Origin of the sequence: Amphritea sp. HPY (assembly GCF_050870985.1) — a bacterium.
In the GTDB taxonomy this organism is placed as follows: Bacteria; Pseudomonadota; Gammaproteobacteria; order Pseudomonadales; family Balneatricaceae; genus Amphritea.
The window spans coordinates 365,042-382,644 of record NZ_CP194015.1 but is presented as its reverse complement, the minus strand read 5'-3'; the positions used below and the strand labels follow the sequence as shown (position 1 = coordinate 382,644).

The 17,603-nt window shown below is 50.2% G+C and carries 13 protein-coding genes; 7 read left to right on the top strand and 6 right to left on the bottom strand.

Going from position 1 to position 17,603, the window contains the following annotated elements; genetic code table 11:
• The first annotated feature begins 295 nt into the window (after window positions 1-295).
• Window positions 296-670 (top strand): hypothetical protein, encoded by a 375-nt coding sequence (locus ACQUQM_RS01620; RefSeq protein ID WP_432472742.1) that lies wholly within the window; start codon window positions 296-298, stop codon window positions 668-670.
• A gap of 224 nt (window positions 671-894) precedes the next feature.
• Entirely contained in the window at window positions 895-1,866 is a 972-nt protein-coding gene (locus ACQUQM_RS01615; RefSeq protein ID WP_432472741.1) for a GlxA family transcriptional regulator, read from the top strand.
• 131 nt (window positions 1,867-1,997) lie between these two features.
• On the opposite strand, the gene caiE is transcribed toward ACQUQM_RS01615, so the two are convergent.
• The 3 genes from caiE to ACQUQM_RS01600 are packed head-to-tail and all read right to left on the bottom strand — an operon-like array spanning window position 1,998 to window position 4,186.
• A complete protein-coding gene (gene caiE, locus ACQUQM_RS01610) occupies window positions 1,998-2,588 on the bottom strand; it encodes a carnitine operon protein CaiE (protein ID WP_432472740.1) in 591 nt (196 codons plus the stop codon).
• 20 nt (window positions 2,589-2,608) lie between these two features.
• Window positions 2,609-3,391, bottom strand: a complete 783-nt coding sequence (locus ACQUQM_RS01605; RefSeq protein WP_432472739.1) for an SDR family oxidoreductase — start codon at window positions 3,389-3,391, stop codon at window positions 2,609-2,611.
• Between the two features lie 9 nt (window positions 3,392-3,400).
• Window positions 3,401-4,186: an enoyl-CoA hydratase-related protein gene (locus ACQUQM_RS01600; RefSeq protein WP_432472738.1), complete on the bottom strand. Its 786-nt coding sequence runs from the start codon at window positions 4,184-4,186 to the stop codon at window positions 3,401-3,403.
• A gap of 317 nt (window positions 4,187-4,503) precedes the next feature.
• Between ACQUQM_RS01600 and ACQUQM_RS01595 the strand changes: the two genes are divergently transcribed.
• The 3 genes from ACQUQM_RS01595 to ACQUQM_RS01585 all read left to right on the top strand — a co-directional run bounded on the left by ACQUQM_RS01595 (window position 4,504) and on the right by ACQUQM_RS01585 (window position 9,612).
• Window positions 4,504-5,670, top strand: a complete 1,167-nt coding sequence (locus tag ACQUQM_RS01595) for an acyl-CoA dehydrogenase family protein (RefSeq protein ID WP_432472737.1) — start codon at window positions 4,504-4,506, stop codon at window positions 5,668-5,670.
• Window positions 5,671-5,731: 61 nt separating this feature from the next.
• The gene (locus ACQUQM_RS01590; RefSeq protein WP_432472736.1) at window positions 5,732-7,825 is read left to right on the top strand and encodes an acetate--CoA ligase family protein; all 2,094 of its coding nucleotides are present in this window, start codon (window positions 5,732-5,734) and stop codon (window positions 7,823-7,825) included.
• A 134-nt stretch (window positions 7,826-7,959) separates the two neighbouring features.
• The gene (locus ACQUQM_RS01585; protein WP_432472735.1) at window positions 7,960-9,612 is read left to right on the top strand and encodes a BCCT family transporter; all 1,653 of its coding nucleotides are present in this window, start codon (window positions 7,960-7,962) and stop codon (window positions 9,610-9,612) included.
• A gap of 931 nt (window positions 9,613-10,543) precedes the next feature.
• Here the strand turns inward: ACQUQM_RS01585 and ACQUQM_RS01580 are convergent.
• Both ACQUQM_RS01580 and uvrB read right to left on the bottom strand, forming a co-directional pair.
• Window positions 10,544-13,195 (bottom strand): bifunctional diguanylate cyclase/phosphodiesterase, encoded by a 2,652-nt coding sequence (locus tag ACQUQM_RS01580; protein WP_432472734.1) that lies wholly within the window; start codon window positions 13,193-13,195, stop codon window positions 10,544-10,546.
• A 252-nt stretch (window positions 13,196-13,447) separates the two neighbouring features.
• Entirely contained in the window at window positions 13,448-15,460 is a 2,013-nt protein-coding gene (gene uvrB / locus ACQUQM_RS01575; protein WP_432472733.1) for an excinuclease ABC subunit UvrB, read from the bottom strand.
• An 89-nt stretch (window positions 15,461-15,549) separates the two neighbouring features.
• Between uvrB and ACQUQM_RS01570 the strand changes: the two genes are divergently transcribed.
• Complete coding sequence (locus ACQUQM_RS01570; protein ID WP_432472732.1) at window positions 15,550-15,759, top strand: hypothetical protein; 210 nt, start codon at window positions 15,550-15,552, stop codon at window positions 15,757-15,759.
• Window positions 15,760-15,830: 71 nt separating this feature from the next.
• Here the strand turns inward: ACQUQM_RS01570 and ACQUQM_RS01565 are convergent, their stop codons facing one another.
• Entirely contained in the window at window positions 15,831-16,718 is an 888-nt protein-coding gene (locus ACQUQM_RS01565; protein WP_432472731.1) for a DMT family transporter, read from the bottom strand.
• 246 nt (window positions 16,719-16,964) lie between these two features.
• Here ACQUQM_RS01565 and ACQUQM_RS01560 point away from each other — a divergent pair, with 246 nt between their 5' ends.
• Window positions 16,965-17,594, top strand: coding sequence for a TetR family transcriptional regulator C-terminal domain-containing protein (locus tag ACQUQM_RS01560; protein WP_432472730.1), 630 nt, complete (start codon window positions 16,965-16,967; stop codon window positions 17,592-17,594).
• The last annotated feature ends 9 nt before the right edge of the window (window positions 17,595-17,603 follow it).

Sequence of the window (17,603 nt, the reverse complement as noted above, 5' to 3'; positions counted from 1 at the left end):
ATGTGCCAGAAGCGGAACTGTTCAGGTTCACAAGTTCACTTCTTGCACCTGTATAAACGATACAAACCACCTATTCTCTTTTAGCTTTATCACTGTTAACCACAATATGAGATATTCAATTCCACCCTCAAGCGTGAATAAGATTTTTCCTTATATACATCTATCTGTAGGTCAGAGAGTATCAGCTTCAAAGGAGAAGTTTGATATCACTACTTATCCTAAAGCATGCTGCGCTGCAGCATATGGATCTATAACATGGTCCACCATCGGTTTTTACTTTAAGGAATCTATAGATATGTTTAACAATATTCCAGCTGTTGATTTTTCTGCCTTCGCCGCTCCGATTCAGAAAATGATTGATCTGAACACCGCAGCCATCATCAAGGCATTTGAGGTACAGCAAGCCGCAGCTAAGGACCTGCTGAGCCTGTCCCAGGCCCGCACCAAAGCCGCTCTGGAAATCAAAGACATAGACGGTTTTACCGCATTCGTTACTGAGCAGTCAGAAATTACCAATTCCAGCTTTCAAGAACTGACCGAGAGCACCCAGGTTGCTACTGAAGACGCAAAAGCATACTTCGCAGAAGTACAGGCTATCCTGACCGAGAGTCAGGAAGTAGTAGCTAAGGCTGCTCCAGCCCCGAAGATAATTGCTAAAAAGGCAGCTTAATTTAAGCTTCTTTTTTCTAAAAAGCCTCCATCATAAATAATGGGGCTTTTTTGTGTCGTCTAGAACCACTTGATGATGCCCGAATCTGCAAATTCTCGACGTCTACTTTTGAACCTGCGAGTTGGTGGGTAAAACCCTATATTAGCAATTCATAAAGGTCAGGTTTGTGGCGCTTGCTGCTCCCTGCACTTGTTTACATGATCTGTCAAAAACAAGAATAACCTATGATTCTGAAACCCGATCAAGATGGTGTCTTCACCATTTCCTTCCTGCTGATGCCGGAATATGCGATGGTTGCACTGTTGTCAGCTATCGAACCTATGCGGGTGGCAAACCGTTTTGCCAAACGGGAAGTCTTTCGTTGGCAGCTATTGTCGGAAGATGGCTCTGCAGTGCACGCCAGCAACACCTTAGCATTGCAAGATCATACTGCAATTGAAGATGCCGGCACCCCTCAAAACCTGTTTATCTGCTCCAGTTTTCACCCGGAAAAACATCTTCACTCAGACATTGTCAGCTGGGTCAGAAGTATGTCCCGCAGAGGCGCGGTGATCGGTGCGATGGATACTGGCTGCTATCTGCTGGCGAAAGCAAACCTACTCAGAAATCACCGTTTCACTATGCACTGGGAAGCGGTACCGGCATTCAGTGAGGATTACCCTGACCTTGAAATAACGAATGAACTGTTTGAAATTGATCGCAATCTAATCACCTGTGCTGGCGGCACTGCAGCAATTGACCTGATACTATACATTATACAATCAGAGCTGGGTCACGAACTGGCGGTATCCATCTGTGAACAGTTTATCAAAACGGGTGTCCGGCAAAAGTCCGACAAACAGCGTATCGATCTGGCCGCCCGGCTCAAAATTCATCATCCCCGCTTGCTTAAAGTACTAGCGATGATGGAAGACAACCTGGACAATCCAATTCCAACTACAGAACTGGCGGCACATGCGCATATATCAGTACGTCAGTTAGAAAGATTATTCAAAAGTAATCTGAATAACTCCCCATCTGGCTATTATATCTGCCTACGGCTCAACCGAGCTCGCCAGCTATTGCGGGAATCCAGTCTCAGTATCGCCGAAATAAGTATCGCCTGTGGTTTTAGTTCGGGGCCGCATTTTACCCGCAGCTATCGAGGGAAGTTTGATATCAGTCCCAGCGAAGACAGGAAAGTCGGCGCTAAGTAAACGTTAAAAAGCCTGCCCGACAAGGACAGGGGCGGGCAGGCTGACATTAGGGGATACAGAAACCTCCACGGGTCAAAAACAGAACTTGCTCAACACAAGTCCACAGCATCGAACATTATTGATCTCTATCTTCAGAGCTTTGGCTGCACCTCAGTTACTCCCTGCAGGCGGGGACGATTCACTTCCATCTCCGGCAGCGGCTCCACTTCATTCATGGAGACCGCCGAACGCCGTACCAGAGCCTGATACTCCTGAGTATTCAAACCCTTCCAGTGCAGATCCTGATCCGACACCTCACGAATAGCCTTAGCCGGCGAACCCACTAAAAGCTGCCGGGGTTCGCCACTGAACCCCGCTTTAACAAAGCTCATCGCAGCAACGATACTTTCCTCACCGATTACGGCACCATCCATAACTACCGCGTTCATCCCCACTAGGGCGTTACGCTGCACCACACAACCATGCAATATCGCGCCATGACCGATATGACCCTCTTGCTCGACAACAGTATCCATATCGCAGTAGCCATGCATGATGCAGCCATCCTGAAGGTTAGAGCCCGCTTCCAGAATCAATCGACCATAATCTCCCCGTAACGATGCAGTAGGTCCGATATAGACCCCGGGACCAACAATGACATCACCGATCAGCACTGCAGTCGGATGCACATAAGCGGTGGGATCGACCACCGGAACCAATCCTTCAAATTCATAACAAGGCATGTATTACTCCTGTGACCCAATTAACGCTGTGGTGACGCACCGGTCAGGTGCTCGCCACCGTCCTGTGCAAGACAAATTCCGGTTATATAGGATGCTGCCGGTGAAGCCAGAAAAGCCACTGTTTGTGCCACCTCAGCCGGGCTGCCCATCCGTTTTATCAACAACTGATCTATCCCCTGTTGTAGGTTATCGGCATCATAATTATCCAGGCCATCGGTTTCGATCGTACCGGGGGCCACAGCATTCACCCGTATCCCCAGTTCTGCCCACTCCCAGGCCAGCGTTCGGGTCAGATTAACCACTCCCGCGCGGGATGCTGCAGCGTGAGCCATACCTGGAATACCCTGTTCTAAACAGAGCACTATATTAACGATATTGCCTCCTTTCCCGGCAGTCTGGCAGCAACGAGCATAAGCCTGGCTCATCTGAAACGTGCCCTGCAGATTGAGATCAACCACCGATCGGAAGCCATTTGGCGAAATATCCAGTGCCGGAGCGGTAAACTGACCTCCGGCATTATTTACCAGCAGATCAGGGCATATTCCCTGTTCTGTCAGCCCGTCAAATAATTCACTGACTGAATCAGCATCACGAATATTGACTGCCCGACACAACACCTCCATCCCCTGATCCCGTAATTCAGTTGCCGCCTGCTCTAACCTATCCCGATCCCGCGCCACAATCACCAGCCGGGCACCGAGCTCACCAAAGCAGCGGGCGATCGCCAAGCCGATACCGCTGCCACCACCGCTGACCAGAACCGTCTGGCCAACAAACAAATCCTGATTAAATACCTGTTGCATAAGCATCTCCTAACAGCCCTTCCAGACCGGCGCCCGACCTTCGGCAAAAGCTTTACCACCTTCGGCGGCATCCTCAGACTCAAGCATCTGCTGGTAATAAGGTAGCCGGCCACTGCGCTGCTCTGTAAACGCACCGGCCAACGGTAGGCTTTCCCCCAGTTTAACCAGCTCTTTAATGGCTCGCTGCGCTAGCGGAGCGCTGGTACTTATCTGCTGTGCCAGCTCCAATGCCGTCGCTAATAATTTCTCACTACTGACTACCCGGTTCACCAGTCCCCAGCGCAGGGCTTCCGTTGCATCAAGTCGTTTACCTGTAAGCATCATTTCCAATGCAATAGCTCGCGGTAACCGGGCTGGCAGACGGAATACACCACCGGAGTCGGGCACGATACCGACCTGTCCTTCCGGCAGGAAAAACTGTGCATGATCAACCGCCACAATCAGGTCGCAGGCCAGTGCCAGCTCAAAGCCACCGCCAACCGCCATGCCGTTAACAGCCGCAATCACAGGTTTAGTTAATGTAAAAAACTCGGTCAGACCGGCAAAGCCTCCGGGACCATGATCGGCATCTACCGCTTCCCCTTCGCTGGCAGCATTAAGATCCCAGCCCGCAGAGAAGAACCGCTCACCGGCACCTGTAATAATGGCAACCTGCAGCTCAGGATTTACTTCAAAGTCAGCCAGCGCCTTGTACAACTGAAGACTGGTACTGCAGTCAATAGCATTAGCTTTAGGCCGGTCGAGGGTAATGATGAGCACAGATTCCTGTTGCTCAGTGCGTACAGCAGAACTCATAAGACAGTCTCTCTTGTTATTGTTTTCCGGTGACCTCAGGCACCTTGCTCTAACGCTTCCAAAGTACGTTTAACAGGCCATAAACCAGCTATATAAATGCGACATCCATGGTCACATAGACGACAACCCACCCCAGGCACACCATGCTGCACCGCACAAATTATTAACTATGGCGACTGAGTGGATAATAATGTCGTATTTAATCAACTGATTTTCCAACCCCTAACTTAGGGTAGAAGACATGTTCACCGTCACTGAGGTGAACACTGCAACCCCATATCGATGCAAATAATAATTAACACTATGGAGATTCAGTAATGGATTTCAGACTGTCAGAAGAGCACCTTGCATTACAGGCAAAAGCTAAAGAATTCACCGAGCAAGTGCTGTTCCCTCACGAAATTGAGTGCGAAGAGAACGATGGTATCAGCAGAGAAACCCATCAGAAAATTATCGACGCCACCCTTGAATGGGGCTTTAATGCACCGAATCACAGCAAGGAAGATGGCGGACAAGGCTTTACTATATTTGAGCAGACCCTGCTGAACGAACAGTTAGGTATGGCGACAGGGGCTATCTGGGATGCTCTCTGGTATCCATCCTATCCGATGCGATTTGCTTCTCCCGCTCAGAAAGAGGAATACCTGATTCCAACCTGTCAGGGCAGACGTCGTGATGCTTATGCCATCACCGAAGCCGATGCTGGTTCTGATCCTACCCAGTGCTCGACCCGTGCAGACAAAGTCGATGGAGGCTGGAAGATCAATGGTGAAAAATGGTTCGTTACCATCGGCGATATCGCTGACTATATTCTGGTACATGCTCATGTCGACGGTGATGTTAATAAGCCAACCGTATTCTTTGTCGATAAAGACCTACCAGGGGTCGAGCTAAAGCGTACGCCGCTCTATACCCACCATTTCGCATTTAAACATCCGGAATATATCTTTAACGATGTGATAGTCGGCGACGACAAGATTCTCGGCGAAATCGGTCAGGGTTACGATATGACCAAAGACTGGTTTGTAGAAGCCCGTCTGGGTATCGCTGCACGTTGTGTCGGTGGCGCTATCCGTGCCACCCGTGAAGCAAATGAATACGCCGCTAACCGGGTGCAGTTCGGTCAGCCTGTTCGCGACTTCCAGGCGATCGAGTTTATGCTGGCCGACATGGCAGTAGAGATTATGGCTGCCAAGTCAATGCTCTACCGCTTAAGCTGGGAAATCGATCAGAGCGATGATCGCAAGCGTAACCATGCACGGGCATCTGCACTGAAGCTTTTCTGTTCAGAAATGGTCGGCCGCGTCTGCGACAAGGCGGTTCAGATACTGGGTGGTCGTGGCTATATGCGCGAACAGGCAGTGGAACGCTTGTGGCGTGATACCCGGGTCGATCGCATCTGGGAAGGCACATCCGAAATCCAACGTGTTGTCATCGGTGGTCAGATCAAGAAACGTGGTCTGGATATCTACACCGGCTGGTAATTAACACCGGGGGGCAGACTCACTGCTGCGCCGTGCCTCCCATCTGATTCAGGTATTAATTATGTCCTTGCAAGATAACTTGCGGCGTTTAATGTCGCCCCGACATATCGTATTAATTGGCGGTTCTAATCTTGAATTACCAATACGTAACACCCGGGATATTGGTTTCGACGGGGAAATATGGGTGGTTAATCCAAAATACGATGAGATCGCCGGCATCCGCTGCTATCCCAGTATTGCGGACCTGCCCGACGCACCCGATGCAGCATTTATTTCAGTCAATGCCGGACTCTCGGTACAGGCGGTTGCTGAACTACGAGATAAAGGCTGTGGTGGCGTAGTTTGTTATGCGGCTGGCTTTGCTGAAGTCGGCGGTCCGGGTAACCAGTTACAGGATAAACTGATTGCAGCGGCTGGTGATATGGCACTGGTCGGGCCGAACTGTTATGGCCTGCTTAACTTTACCAATGGCGTGGCACTTTGGCCTGACCGTTTGTCCGGCGAGCGGACAGAAAGGGGTGTAGCTATCATCAGTCAGAGCGGTAACGTAGCTCTAAACCTGACGATGCACGACCGTTCGCTTCCGATAACCCATGTGATCAGCGTCGGTAATCAAGCGGTAATGGGCGTCGGTGATTATATCGAACCCCTGCTGGAAGATGACAGTGTTGCCGCTATCGGCTTCTACATTGAAGGCCTGAAAGATATTGAGTCATTCAGTCGCGCAGCCCTGAAAGCAGTCCAAAAAGGTGTGCCTCTGGTAGTACTGAAAGCCGGCACCTCAGAGATTGGTACTCAGCTGACCATGAGCCATACCAGCTCCCTGGCCGGCTCTGATGATATGTATCAGGCGATGTTTGATCGACTTGGTATCATGCGAGTACATTCTCTGGGTGAGTTACTGGAAACCCTGAAGATCGCAGCATTGTGCGAACTCCCCGAAGGTGACCGTATCGGTGTACTAACATGCTCCGGCGGTGACAGTGCAATGCTCGCCGACAGCCTGGACCATTATCAGCTGCCACTACCACCATTGAGTAACGACCAAAACCGCACCTTAAAAAACCTGTTACCGGACTTTGCCAGCCTCTCCAATCCACTGGATTACAATACCAGTATCTGGGGTAATGAAAGTGTCTGTACTGAGGTTTTCGGCACAATGATGGAAGGCGACTATGACGCTACAATCCTGGCGTTAGACTTCCCTAAGCCGGGCTTGGGCGACGATCATGAGTGGCAGGTTGCAATCAATTCCATGATCGCAGCACACACCAGCCATCATAAAACCGCAGCCGTGATCTGTAATCTCAGTGAGCTGATGCCTGAAAACGCCCGTCAGCGTCTGGTTAAAGCGGGTATTGCACCCTTACAGGGACTCAAAGACGGCGTTGCCGCCCTTGCCCGTATTGTTCGCTTCAGTGCCCGGCGACGTCAGATTCTGGCATTGGATAATCCGCAGCAGCTACTACTGCGACAGGGATCTCTGACTGAGGGTGAGAGCCGGATGCTGGATGAATGGGACTCTAAGCAACTAGTCGCCCGGTACGGCCTGCCACTACCCGGTGGCCAGGTAGCCGAACTGACTGAGGTTGCCAGTATTGCCGACACTGTCGGTTATCCGGTTGTGATGAAAGGCGTCAGCGACCAGCTGGCCCATAAAACCGAAGCCGGGGCTGTGGTTCTGAATCTGAAAGATGCCGCCGCAGTTAACGCCGCAGCACAACAGATGGCCGCCAGTCTGAAAGATCAGGGCCTGCAACAGTTCCGCTTCCTGATTGAACCTATGGTGTCTGATTTTATCGGCGAGATGATTATCGGATTAAAACGGGATGAACAGTTCGGCCTGGCGCTGATTATAGGTACCGGGGGCATTCTGGTTAACCTGTTAAATGACAGCGCCACTCTCTTGCTACCAACCAGCCGTGATGCCATACACGACGCTCTTTACTCCCTGAAAGGCATCAAACTGTTACAGGGTTATCGGGGTCGCCCGGAAGGGGATATTGAGGCGGTCGCAGATGCAGTTCTGGCGGTAGCAGACTTTGCCCAGGAACACTGGCAAAACATTACCGAGCTGGATATCAACCCCCTGATGGTACGACCGAAAGGTAAAGGAGCTGTCGCTGCCGACGCCCTGGTAAGGATGATTGACTAACGCGCTATTGTACACAACCGCCGTGACGGGGGGGTCACGGCAATTACACAACTCAGGCAATAACCCGGGAAGTCAGCAATGACTTTGACTCCGGATATTGTACAACAACAAGAATAAAACCCAGGTGAATAACCATGAGTACATTACAAAACAACAAAAGAATGGCAGTAGACCCCTCCATTCTTTGGCCCGCTGTAGCGGCAATTCTGGCAGCCAGCCTGCCACTGGCAATCTATCCCGAAGCGGGTAAAGCGGTGGTTAGCGGCTTGCTGAGCTGGTTCACCGGCAATTTCGGATGGCTCTACCTGCTAACCGGAATCGGTAGCTTCTTCTTTATGTGCTGGCTGGCCTTTGGCCCGATCGGTAAGATTAAACTGGGCGCCCCGGAAGATAAGCCGGAGTTCAAAAAAGTGTCCTGGATCGCGATGCTGTTCTGTGCCGGCATCGGTATCTCCATCTGTAACTGGGCTTTTGTTGAGCCATTGTATTTCCTTTCCAGCCCTCCTCTGGGTGTGGAATCAGGCACAGCAGAAGCTGCTGAATGGGCGGCGATGTACCCGATGTTCCACTGGGGTGTTGTACCTTGGGCTCTGTATCTGATGCCTGCTTTGCCGATCGGTTATGCCCTGTATGTACGTAAAGTACATGTGCTGCGCCTGAGTGAGGCCTGTCGTGGCATCCTGGGTGATCTGGTCGATGGCCCGGTGGGCAAGATCATCGATATCGTCGTAATTTTCTCAATTGTTGGTGGTGTCGGCACGTCGTTAGGCCTGTCTGTACCTTTGGTTTCTGCGTTGTTTCAGGCAATGTTTGGTCTGGAAGATAGCTTTTTACTGCAGATGGCCATACTGGCCACCTGGACCCTGATGATCGGCTGGAGTGTCTATAACGGTCTTAATAAAGGTATTCAAACGCTGTCGAATATCAACGCAATTCTGGCTTTTGTCTTGCTGGTATTTGTACTGTTTGCCGGCTCTACTGTGTTCCTGCTGAACCTTTGGTCGAACAGCTTCGGTCTGTTCATGGATAACTTTTTCCGGATCAACTTCTGGACCGATCCGGTGGGTAAAGGTGGTTTCCCTGAAGGCTGGACTATCTTCTACTGGGCCTGGTGGATCGCCTATGCGCCAATGATGGGCCTGTTCGTAGCACGTATCTCACGCGGTCGTACCATAAAAGAACTAATCATCAACGGTGTAGTCTGGGGTAGCGTTGGCTGCTGGGCATTCTTTGCTATCTGGGGTGGTTACGCGCTAGACCTGGATGTCAGCGGAACAGTCGATCTGCAGGCGGTACTCAGTGAAGGTGGCATCCCGGCAACCGTTGTTGCGGTTCTGCAAACCCTACCGGCTTCCGGCATTGTGATTCCAGTTTTCACCCTGCTCTGCTTTGTGTTCCTGGCAACAACAGTTGATTCCTCAGCTTATATGCTGGCGGCCATCTGTACTAAAGAGATCACCGGTTATCAGGAGCCAGCTCGCTGGAACCGTATTCTGTGGACTCTGCTGCTGGCGCTGGTCGGTGTCGGTCTACTATCTGTCGGTGGTCTGAAGGCAGTACAAACGTCGACCATTCTGGTAGCGCTGCCAATGATTCCGGTTCTGTTTATTATGGCAGCATCAATGCTGCGCTGGGCCTATGAAGACTTTGGTGCAGATTTGGCTCCCCATGCGATTGCACGCTGTGACCTGCAGGGCAAGAACGTTCTGGTGCATCAATATGACGGAAAGGCTTCTACTATCGAAGAAACTTCTGGAATCGCAGCAACTCCGCAAACCTCAGCTTAACTAAGTTCGTTCAGCCTGGTGTGGTTATGCTACACCTTTTCTTTTGGGCTGGTAGTTCTACCAGCCCTTTTTTTCTTACCTCAAACGCCCGAAAGCGATTAGCGGTTTCGGGCATTATTGTGCCTGCCTGACAGCCACAATTGAAGAATTTAGAAGGCTAATTTCCTGAGACATGACTTACTCTCAAAAACGGTTTCTCCGCCAAATGAATCATCGACGCTTTTAATCAGAAATTATGAATTTTAGAGGTTTATAACGATCATGCAGCAGTACAAGATTGCCGTAGTTTAGTACTTTTTAGCCACACCGCGATTAAGATCATCTTGGTGTTGTCAGCTGAAATTAGAGTAAGCTCAAATCAATGCTTCAATATTGTGTGAGAAAAGACCTTCAGCTGGAACATAGGAAATCCCCCCCAAGAACTGGATTGTGCCATTAGCCAAAGTCCAAGCAGTCTAGGGTAAATGACCGCTTTGGGTTGTGGAGAGCCGTTGGCCACAGCTTTTTCCGACCTTCTGCTAAGGCAGCAATGTGCCGTTTGCTGAAGCTTTGCGCAGCAAGCCAATAAGACCGCTTCGTGGCGTTTGCTGACGCCTAGAGCATCACATGACGTGTCCGCTTTCAGATTTAACAGAGGATAAAACCAGCGCAAATAATCTGCGCTATCATGGATTCTTGGGCCGAAAGAAATCATTAGCTCAGGCTGAGTCAAGGTGTGTTGCAACGACCCACTGAATCCAACGCACAAAGCAGATATTACATAACTGCAAAAATGAGCCGAGGCTATAAAATCTGCGGCTCCTTTCTATTTTCACCTTACAGCAACACGAAAGCGTAATAGCTTGCAGCAAAGAGGCTTTTTATATCTGACTGAAACAGTCGATATGATTTTTCCTGGAATAGATGAAACATTATTCGCAAAACAGATTATTCAACTGATCAGTTCTGTAAGTTCAGAACGACTCAGAGTCTTCTCAGTAAACTCCATAGCACTGACCGGGCGCCCGAGATAATACCCTTGCACCGCATCACAGCCAGCCTGCTGCAAAAATCCAAGCTGTTCTCCGGCTTCTACTCCTTCGGCGACGACCTTAAGCCCCAGCCCCTTTGCCATCGCTACTGACGCTTTAATCAGCTGCCGATCACCGGGGTCATCGACCAGATCGCTAACAAAGCTACGATCGATTTTAATGGTATCGAACGGAAACTGTTTCAGATAACTCAACGAAGAGTACCCGGTACCAAAGTCATCCATCGACAAACCGATCCCCATCGCCTTGATCTGGGCCAGCGTCTGGGCAGTAGACTCATCATTTCTGATCAGCACCCCTTCGGTTATTTCAACAATCAACTGGCTTGCTGGAAATCCGGTTTCCTCAAGTACCCGCAATAGCATATGTACGATATGGCCATCTTTAAATTGCCGCGGCGAGACGTTAACACCCAGACGAAACCCCGGATTCAAAAGAGTCATCCACTGCTTCGCCTGCATACAAGCCTGCCGCAGAATCCATTCACCGATCGGGATAATCAACCCTGTTTGCTCGGCCACCGGAATAAACTGATCCGGGGTAATCGTCCCTAAGGCCTCATTATCCCAACGCACCAACACTTCGGCCCCCATTAGTACATTGCGTTTAAGGCAGTAGATTGGCTGGTAGTGCAGGTGCAGCTCATTGCGACTCAGCGCACCGCGCAGCTGATGCTCTATCTCCAGACGATTGGTAATTTCGGTATTCATATCCGGGGTGTAGAAACAGAAGTTATTGCGCCCCTCATCTTTGACCCGGTACATCGCAGTATCCGCTTTCTTCAGCAGCTCATCAGGCGCGATACCATCCCCCGGCGCAACTGATATACCGATACTGCCAGAGATAAAGAAACTGCGCCCCAGCAGGCGAAACTCCATACCAAGCACCGCAAGCATTTTGCGCGCCACGATCTCCGCATCATATAAACCCTCCTGATCTTCCAGCATCAGGATAAACTCATCACCGCCATATCGGGCCAGGGTGTCCCCCTCACGCACGGCATCCTGCAGCCGGCCGGAAACACTCACCAATAACTGATCACCCACCTCATGGCCCAGGGTATCGTTAATTTTCTTAAAGTCATCGAGATCAATAAACATCAGTACCACTAAGGTACCTTTTAACCGGGCCCGGGTGATCGCCCGCTCCAATCGTTCTCGCATCAATTTACGGTTTGGCAGGTTAGTCAGGGCATCGAACTGCGCCTGATAATGCATACGCTTTTCCTGCTGCTTACGCAGGGTAATATCCCTGATAGCGCTCATCCACTGATCCTGGCCATCAATCTGGGTATGTTTGACGTTAACCTCTACCGGAAAACTGACACCATCACGGCGTACCGCCTCAGACTCAATACAGGTACTGCCATCGGCAAGCTGCTGGCGAGTCTTTTTAAGTTTATCCGGGGCATATATATCGGCCATCGACAGCTGCAGCAGTTCCTCTCTGGTATAACCAAACAGCCTCTCAGCGATCTCATTAAAATCAAGAATCGTCTCATCACGGTGCATTACTATCGCTTCGGTCGAAACCTGAGAAAGCTGCAACAAACGAGCTTCACTTTGCCGCAGCTTGGCTTCAACACCGTGGCGTTTAGCGATATTGTAGCTGCCCTGGCGGTACAAAAAGATCACCGTCCCCAACACCAAAAGCCCCAGCAAAATCACAGTACCAAGCAAACTATTGCTATGCAGTGCCTGAGATGTCATTGACTCACTGCTATTAAGGTAGGTCAGCCGCCAGCCTGGCAATCGATTAACCGGCTCACTGGTCACCCAGTAGCGGTTACCAAACTGATCTTCAGCTGATTCACTGCTCAACCAGCGAAAAGGAATTAGCCCGGGAGCCTCTTCACCAAACTGCAGACTGTTGGCGATGGCATCCTGCTGCATGGCATCGAGCGGCAGCAGACTGTTAAAAATCCACTCTTTAATATTCGAGGCAAAGACTACGCCATCGGTATCCATCAATACCATCTGGCCTGGTAGCTTTTTAAACCGCGCTTCAAAATCTTCAACGGCAAACTTATTCACCACCATGCCGCTGAACTGTCCTGCTTTATTACGCACGATATGAGAGAAATAGATGCCGCGCTTTTTAGTCGTATTACCTTTAGTCAGGTAGATCGCCGAACCGCCGGATATAGCTTCCTTGAAATAGGGCCTGAAGGCGTAACTATTGCCCATAGTTATCGATTTCTTAGAAAAATCGTTCGACGCGACGAATACACCCTGCTTATCCAACAGGTAACACAGAGAGGCGCCATTACTACGGCAAACAGCATTTAATAGCCGGGTCATCTCAGCATCAGCGATGCTGCCTGAGAAATAACGCTGCACGTCGGGCATAACCGCCTGCACGGCAACCTGGGCCGATTGCCCCTGGAAATAGGCTTCCAGTTCATGGTTAAGCAACTCAACCACTTTATCCGCATTGAGCCGGGCTACGCGCTCTGCAGAAGAGTTGATCTGAGAATAATAAGCGGTAACCCCCAATGCTGCGGTTACACAACACACCAGGGTTAAAATAAGGAGAACGGTTCTGACTTTCATCAACAAATCAGCTGCGCTGAAACGGGAGAGCTACGGTCAAACAAATGTCGATGGCGGTTGAAACTAAAAAAAACACACTGCATAGATTATTTCCCCTGTTTACAATAAATGTACACCGGGGTTACAGCCATTACCTACTCTTAACAGGGGTTAGATACCCAGACTGAGTATTTAACAAATCCAAACAATTGTATGAAAACCATAAATACCCGCAACATAATTCTGAAGGTAAAATTAAACTAAGAAATATAGCTACAACCCACTGTGCTTCAGTTTCTCAAGCTGATCCCGATACCGGCCAGCCTGTTCAAACTCCAGATTTTTAGCTGCCTCATACATCTTATCTTCCAACTGAGTCATCAATTTAGCCAGTTGCGCTGAGCTCATCTTCTTCGGATCGATATCATATTCAGCGGATTCTTCGGCGACTTTACGGGTAGTTTTACCTTTACGACCCGGAATAAACGACGCACCCTCCATAATATCAGCGACGGATTTTTTAATACCTTGAGGTATGATGCCGTGCTTCTCATTATGCTCAATCTGTTTTTTACGACGACGGTCGGTCTCGTCAATAGCCCGCTGCATTGAACCGGTAATCCGGTCAGCATAGAGAATCGCCCGCCCATTAAGATTACGGGCAGCCCGGCCAATGGTTTGAATCATTGAAGTTTCCGAACGCAGGAAGCCCTCTTTATCGGCATCCAGAATCGTCACTAGTCCCACTTCCGGCATATCGATACCTTCACGTAGCAGGTTGATACCCACCAGCACGTCAAATTCACCGATCCGCAGATCGCGAATAATTTCGACCCGCTCCACGGTATCAATATCAGAGTGCAGATAACGTACCCGAACACCGTGCTCGTCAAGGTAATCGGTCAGATCCTCGGCCATCCGTTTGGTTAGTACGGTGACGATGACCCGTTCATTATTAGCGGCCACCTTATGAATTTCACCCAGCAGATCATCAACCTGGGTCTGCGCCGGGCGTATTTCTACTACCGGATCGATCAAGCCTGTCGGGCGGACAACCTGCTCCACCACCTGACCGGCATTAGCCGCTTCATATTTACTCGGGGTGGCAGAGACCATTATCATCTGTGGTGCCTGTCGCTCCCACTCTTCAAACTTCATCGGCCGGTTATCCAGCGCAGAAGGCAGCCGGAAACCATACTCAACCAGGGTCTCCTTACGCGAGCGGTCGCCTTTATACATAGCACCCAGCTGAGGAATCGTAACGTGGGATTCGTCCATCACCAACAACGCGTTGTCCGGCAGATAGTCAAACAGCGTCGGTGGCGGCGCTCCCGGATCCCGGCCGGACAGATAGCGGGAATAGTTCTCGATCCCGGAGCAGTAACCCAACTCCCGGATCATCTCCATATCGTACATTACGCGCTGCTCAAGACGCTGTACCTCCACCAGCTTATCGTTGCTGCGCAACTGTTCCAGACGGGGGTGCAACTCCTCCAGAATCTTATCCACCGCTTCCAGCAGAATCTCACGGGGCGTTACGTAATGGGATTTTGGATAGATAGTAGCGCGGGGCACCTTACGCAGAACTTCACCCGTTAGTGGATCAAAGTAGCTGATGCTCTCGACTTCGTCGTCGAACAGCTCAATTCGAACAGCTTCTTTTTCCGACTCCGCCGGAAATACATCGATCACATCACCACGAACCCGGTAGGTACCCCGGTGCAGTTCGATATCATTACGGGTGTACTGCAATTCAGCCAGACGGCGCAGGATAAAGCGCTGATCCACTTCATCACCGCGATCCAGGTGCAGCATCATTCCGAGATAGGATTTCGGATCACCCAAGCCATAGATCGCAGAGACCGTGGCGACGATGATGGCATCGTCGCGCTCCAGTAAAGCCTTAGTCGCCGACAATCGCATCTGTTCGATATGCTCATTGATCGACGCGTCTTTCTCGATAAAGGTATCGGAAGACGGCACATAGGCCTCTGGCTGGTAATAATCGTAATAAGAAACGAAGTACTCTACGGCGTTGTTCGGAAAAAACTCGCGAAACTCACCGTACAACTGCGCCGCCAGTGTTTTGTTATGGGCCATGATAATGGTCGGCCGCTGCAGTTCAGAGATGACATTGGCAATCGTAAATGTCTTACCGGAGCCAGTTACCCCGAGCAGAGTCTGGGCGGCAAGGCCGGCATTAATGCCGTCCACCAGACCTTTAATAGCGGTCGGCTGGTCACCGGCGGGTTCGAAATTGGACTGGAGCTGGAAACGCTGCTTCATAATGCTCAATACGGTAAAAAACAGAGCCGGATATTATACCCCGTCGAGATAAATTGTGCTTCATCTCCTCCCCCCAAAGTTAAAAGATTATGCATCTTCTCAATTATCAGGTCATCGACAACGACCACCGCTTCAGCAACGACATCGATCTGGCTGAATTCCTGCTACAGGAAACCGGTGTCGCACTGGTACCGTGCTCAGCCTTTGGTGCAGCGGACAACATACCTCTGTCGTTCGCAACCTCCAAAGATGTTCTGCAAGACGCAATCAGCCGTATTGCCAAAGCCCTGGCAGCATAATCTTTTTCTGGCTAATCTTCGTTAAATCAAAAAACCAGGCAATGCCCGTTTTTTTGTGCTCCGATAAAATGTTAAGCCGGCTTCCGGTCACCACTACTCGCCAACAGTACTGCGGCGATTACCACCAGCCCCCCGCCGATAAGCATCGTGGAACTCAAACTCTCGCCGATCAAAAGTACCGCGATAGAGATCGCCACCAACGGTTCCAGTGTAGAAAGTGTCGATGCCCGGGATGCACCTATATGGGGTGAGCCACTGATAAACGTCGCTATCGGCAGGATTGTGGCAAACAGTGCCAATCCCGCTATGGCGCTCCAGCCGACAATTGTTTGTGGCCAGGTCACGCCCTGAAAAAAACTCACGCAAAGCACCGCTGCCATCCCACCGAGCAAAATAATCGTCGCCGATACCAATGAGCCTGAAGAGGGTACTTTATGGGTGCCGTAAAGAATGGCAGCACCATAACTGAGAGCTGCAAACAACGCCCAAAACACTCCGTTCAGATCGCCTTTAAAACTCATATCGGTTGCCAGAATCACACCACCGCTGGCCAGAATAAGGCTGCACAACTTTTTCCAGCACAGCGCTTCCCGTAAAAAAAGTATTGAGAATAAAGTAACGAAAGCGGGAAACGAAAACATCAGAATGATCGCCAGACTGAATGATACCGAGTGGCTGGCACTGTAGTAGCCAAGGGCTGCCCCGGCATAGCCCACTCCGATCAGCATGGTCCGAAAGAACTGCCCCACCCCAGGTAAACCGGCTGATGACTTTTTTAACCATAGCAACATCATGCCGCTGGCCAGAGAGAAGCGCGCCACCAGCAAGCCAATTGGATCGGCACCATCGGCATAGGCAAAATAAGCAAAGAAAGGCTGCAGGCCATAACAAAGCGCTGAAAGCAGCACCAGCACAAAGCCTTTATTGTATTGATCAGAAGATAATGAATGGAACATCATAGCCTGCCTGGATATTAACAAAGCAAAAAACAATGATGCAGATTACCCTAACCACCTCAGCCGCAGCTGTTTCACAAGGCTCTTTTGATATCTGAAAACGACATTAATCCTCTGACAGAGCCGCTATGTCACTGCAAAGCCTGCTTTACCATTCTTTACACTTGTTATCCGTAAATAACATTGGCATTTGATATAACTAGGAATACAATGCGTCCCTTAGTTTTAAGACGACCGGTCTAATCAAGCATGAATCGCCCCAGACGTAACGAACACAACCGGGAGAAAATCCTGGAAACAGGCATGGAGCTGTTTAACCGCCAGGGTTACAACGGCACCGGCCTGAAAGAGATTCTGGATGCCTGCCAGGTACCCAAGGGCTCTTTTTATAATTACTTTGCAAGTAAAGAACAGTTTGCCGTTGAGGTACTCGAATACCACCAGCAACTGGAAGATGAGAAGTGGAAGCAATTTCACGATTCTCTTTCAGGTGACCGGATCACCCGTATGCGCCAGATCCTCAACCAATTAATTGCGGAACAGGAACAGGATCCGGATAAACAAGGCTGCCTGCTGACCAATATGATGGGCGAAGTGGGCAGTGCCAGCGAGTCTTTCCGGCGCATAATCCAGCACTCATCGGATCAGGTCCTGCAATGCATTGAAGAAGACTTCCTAAAGGCACAGCAGGAACACTCTATGCGCATTGATATGCCGGCCTCTGTCATGGCAAAGCTATTCTGGAACGCCTGGCAAGGTGCTCTGCTGCGCACCAAAGTCGAGGCATCAACCGACCCTCTTCACGAAGTGATCGATAGCCTGTTTACCCTGTTCGCTCAACCTGCTGAACAACCTGCTGAACAACCTGATAAAAGTTAACGGAATACA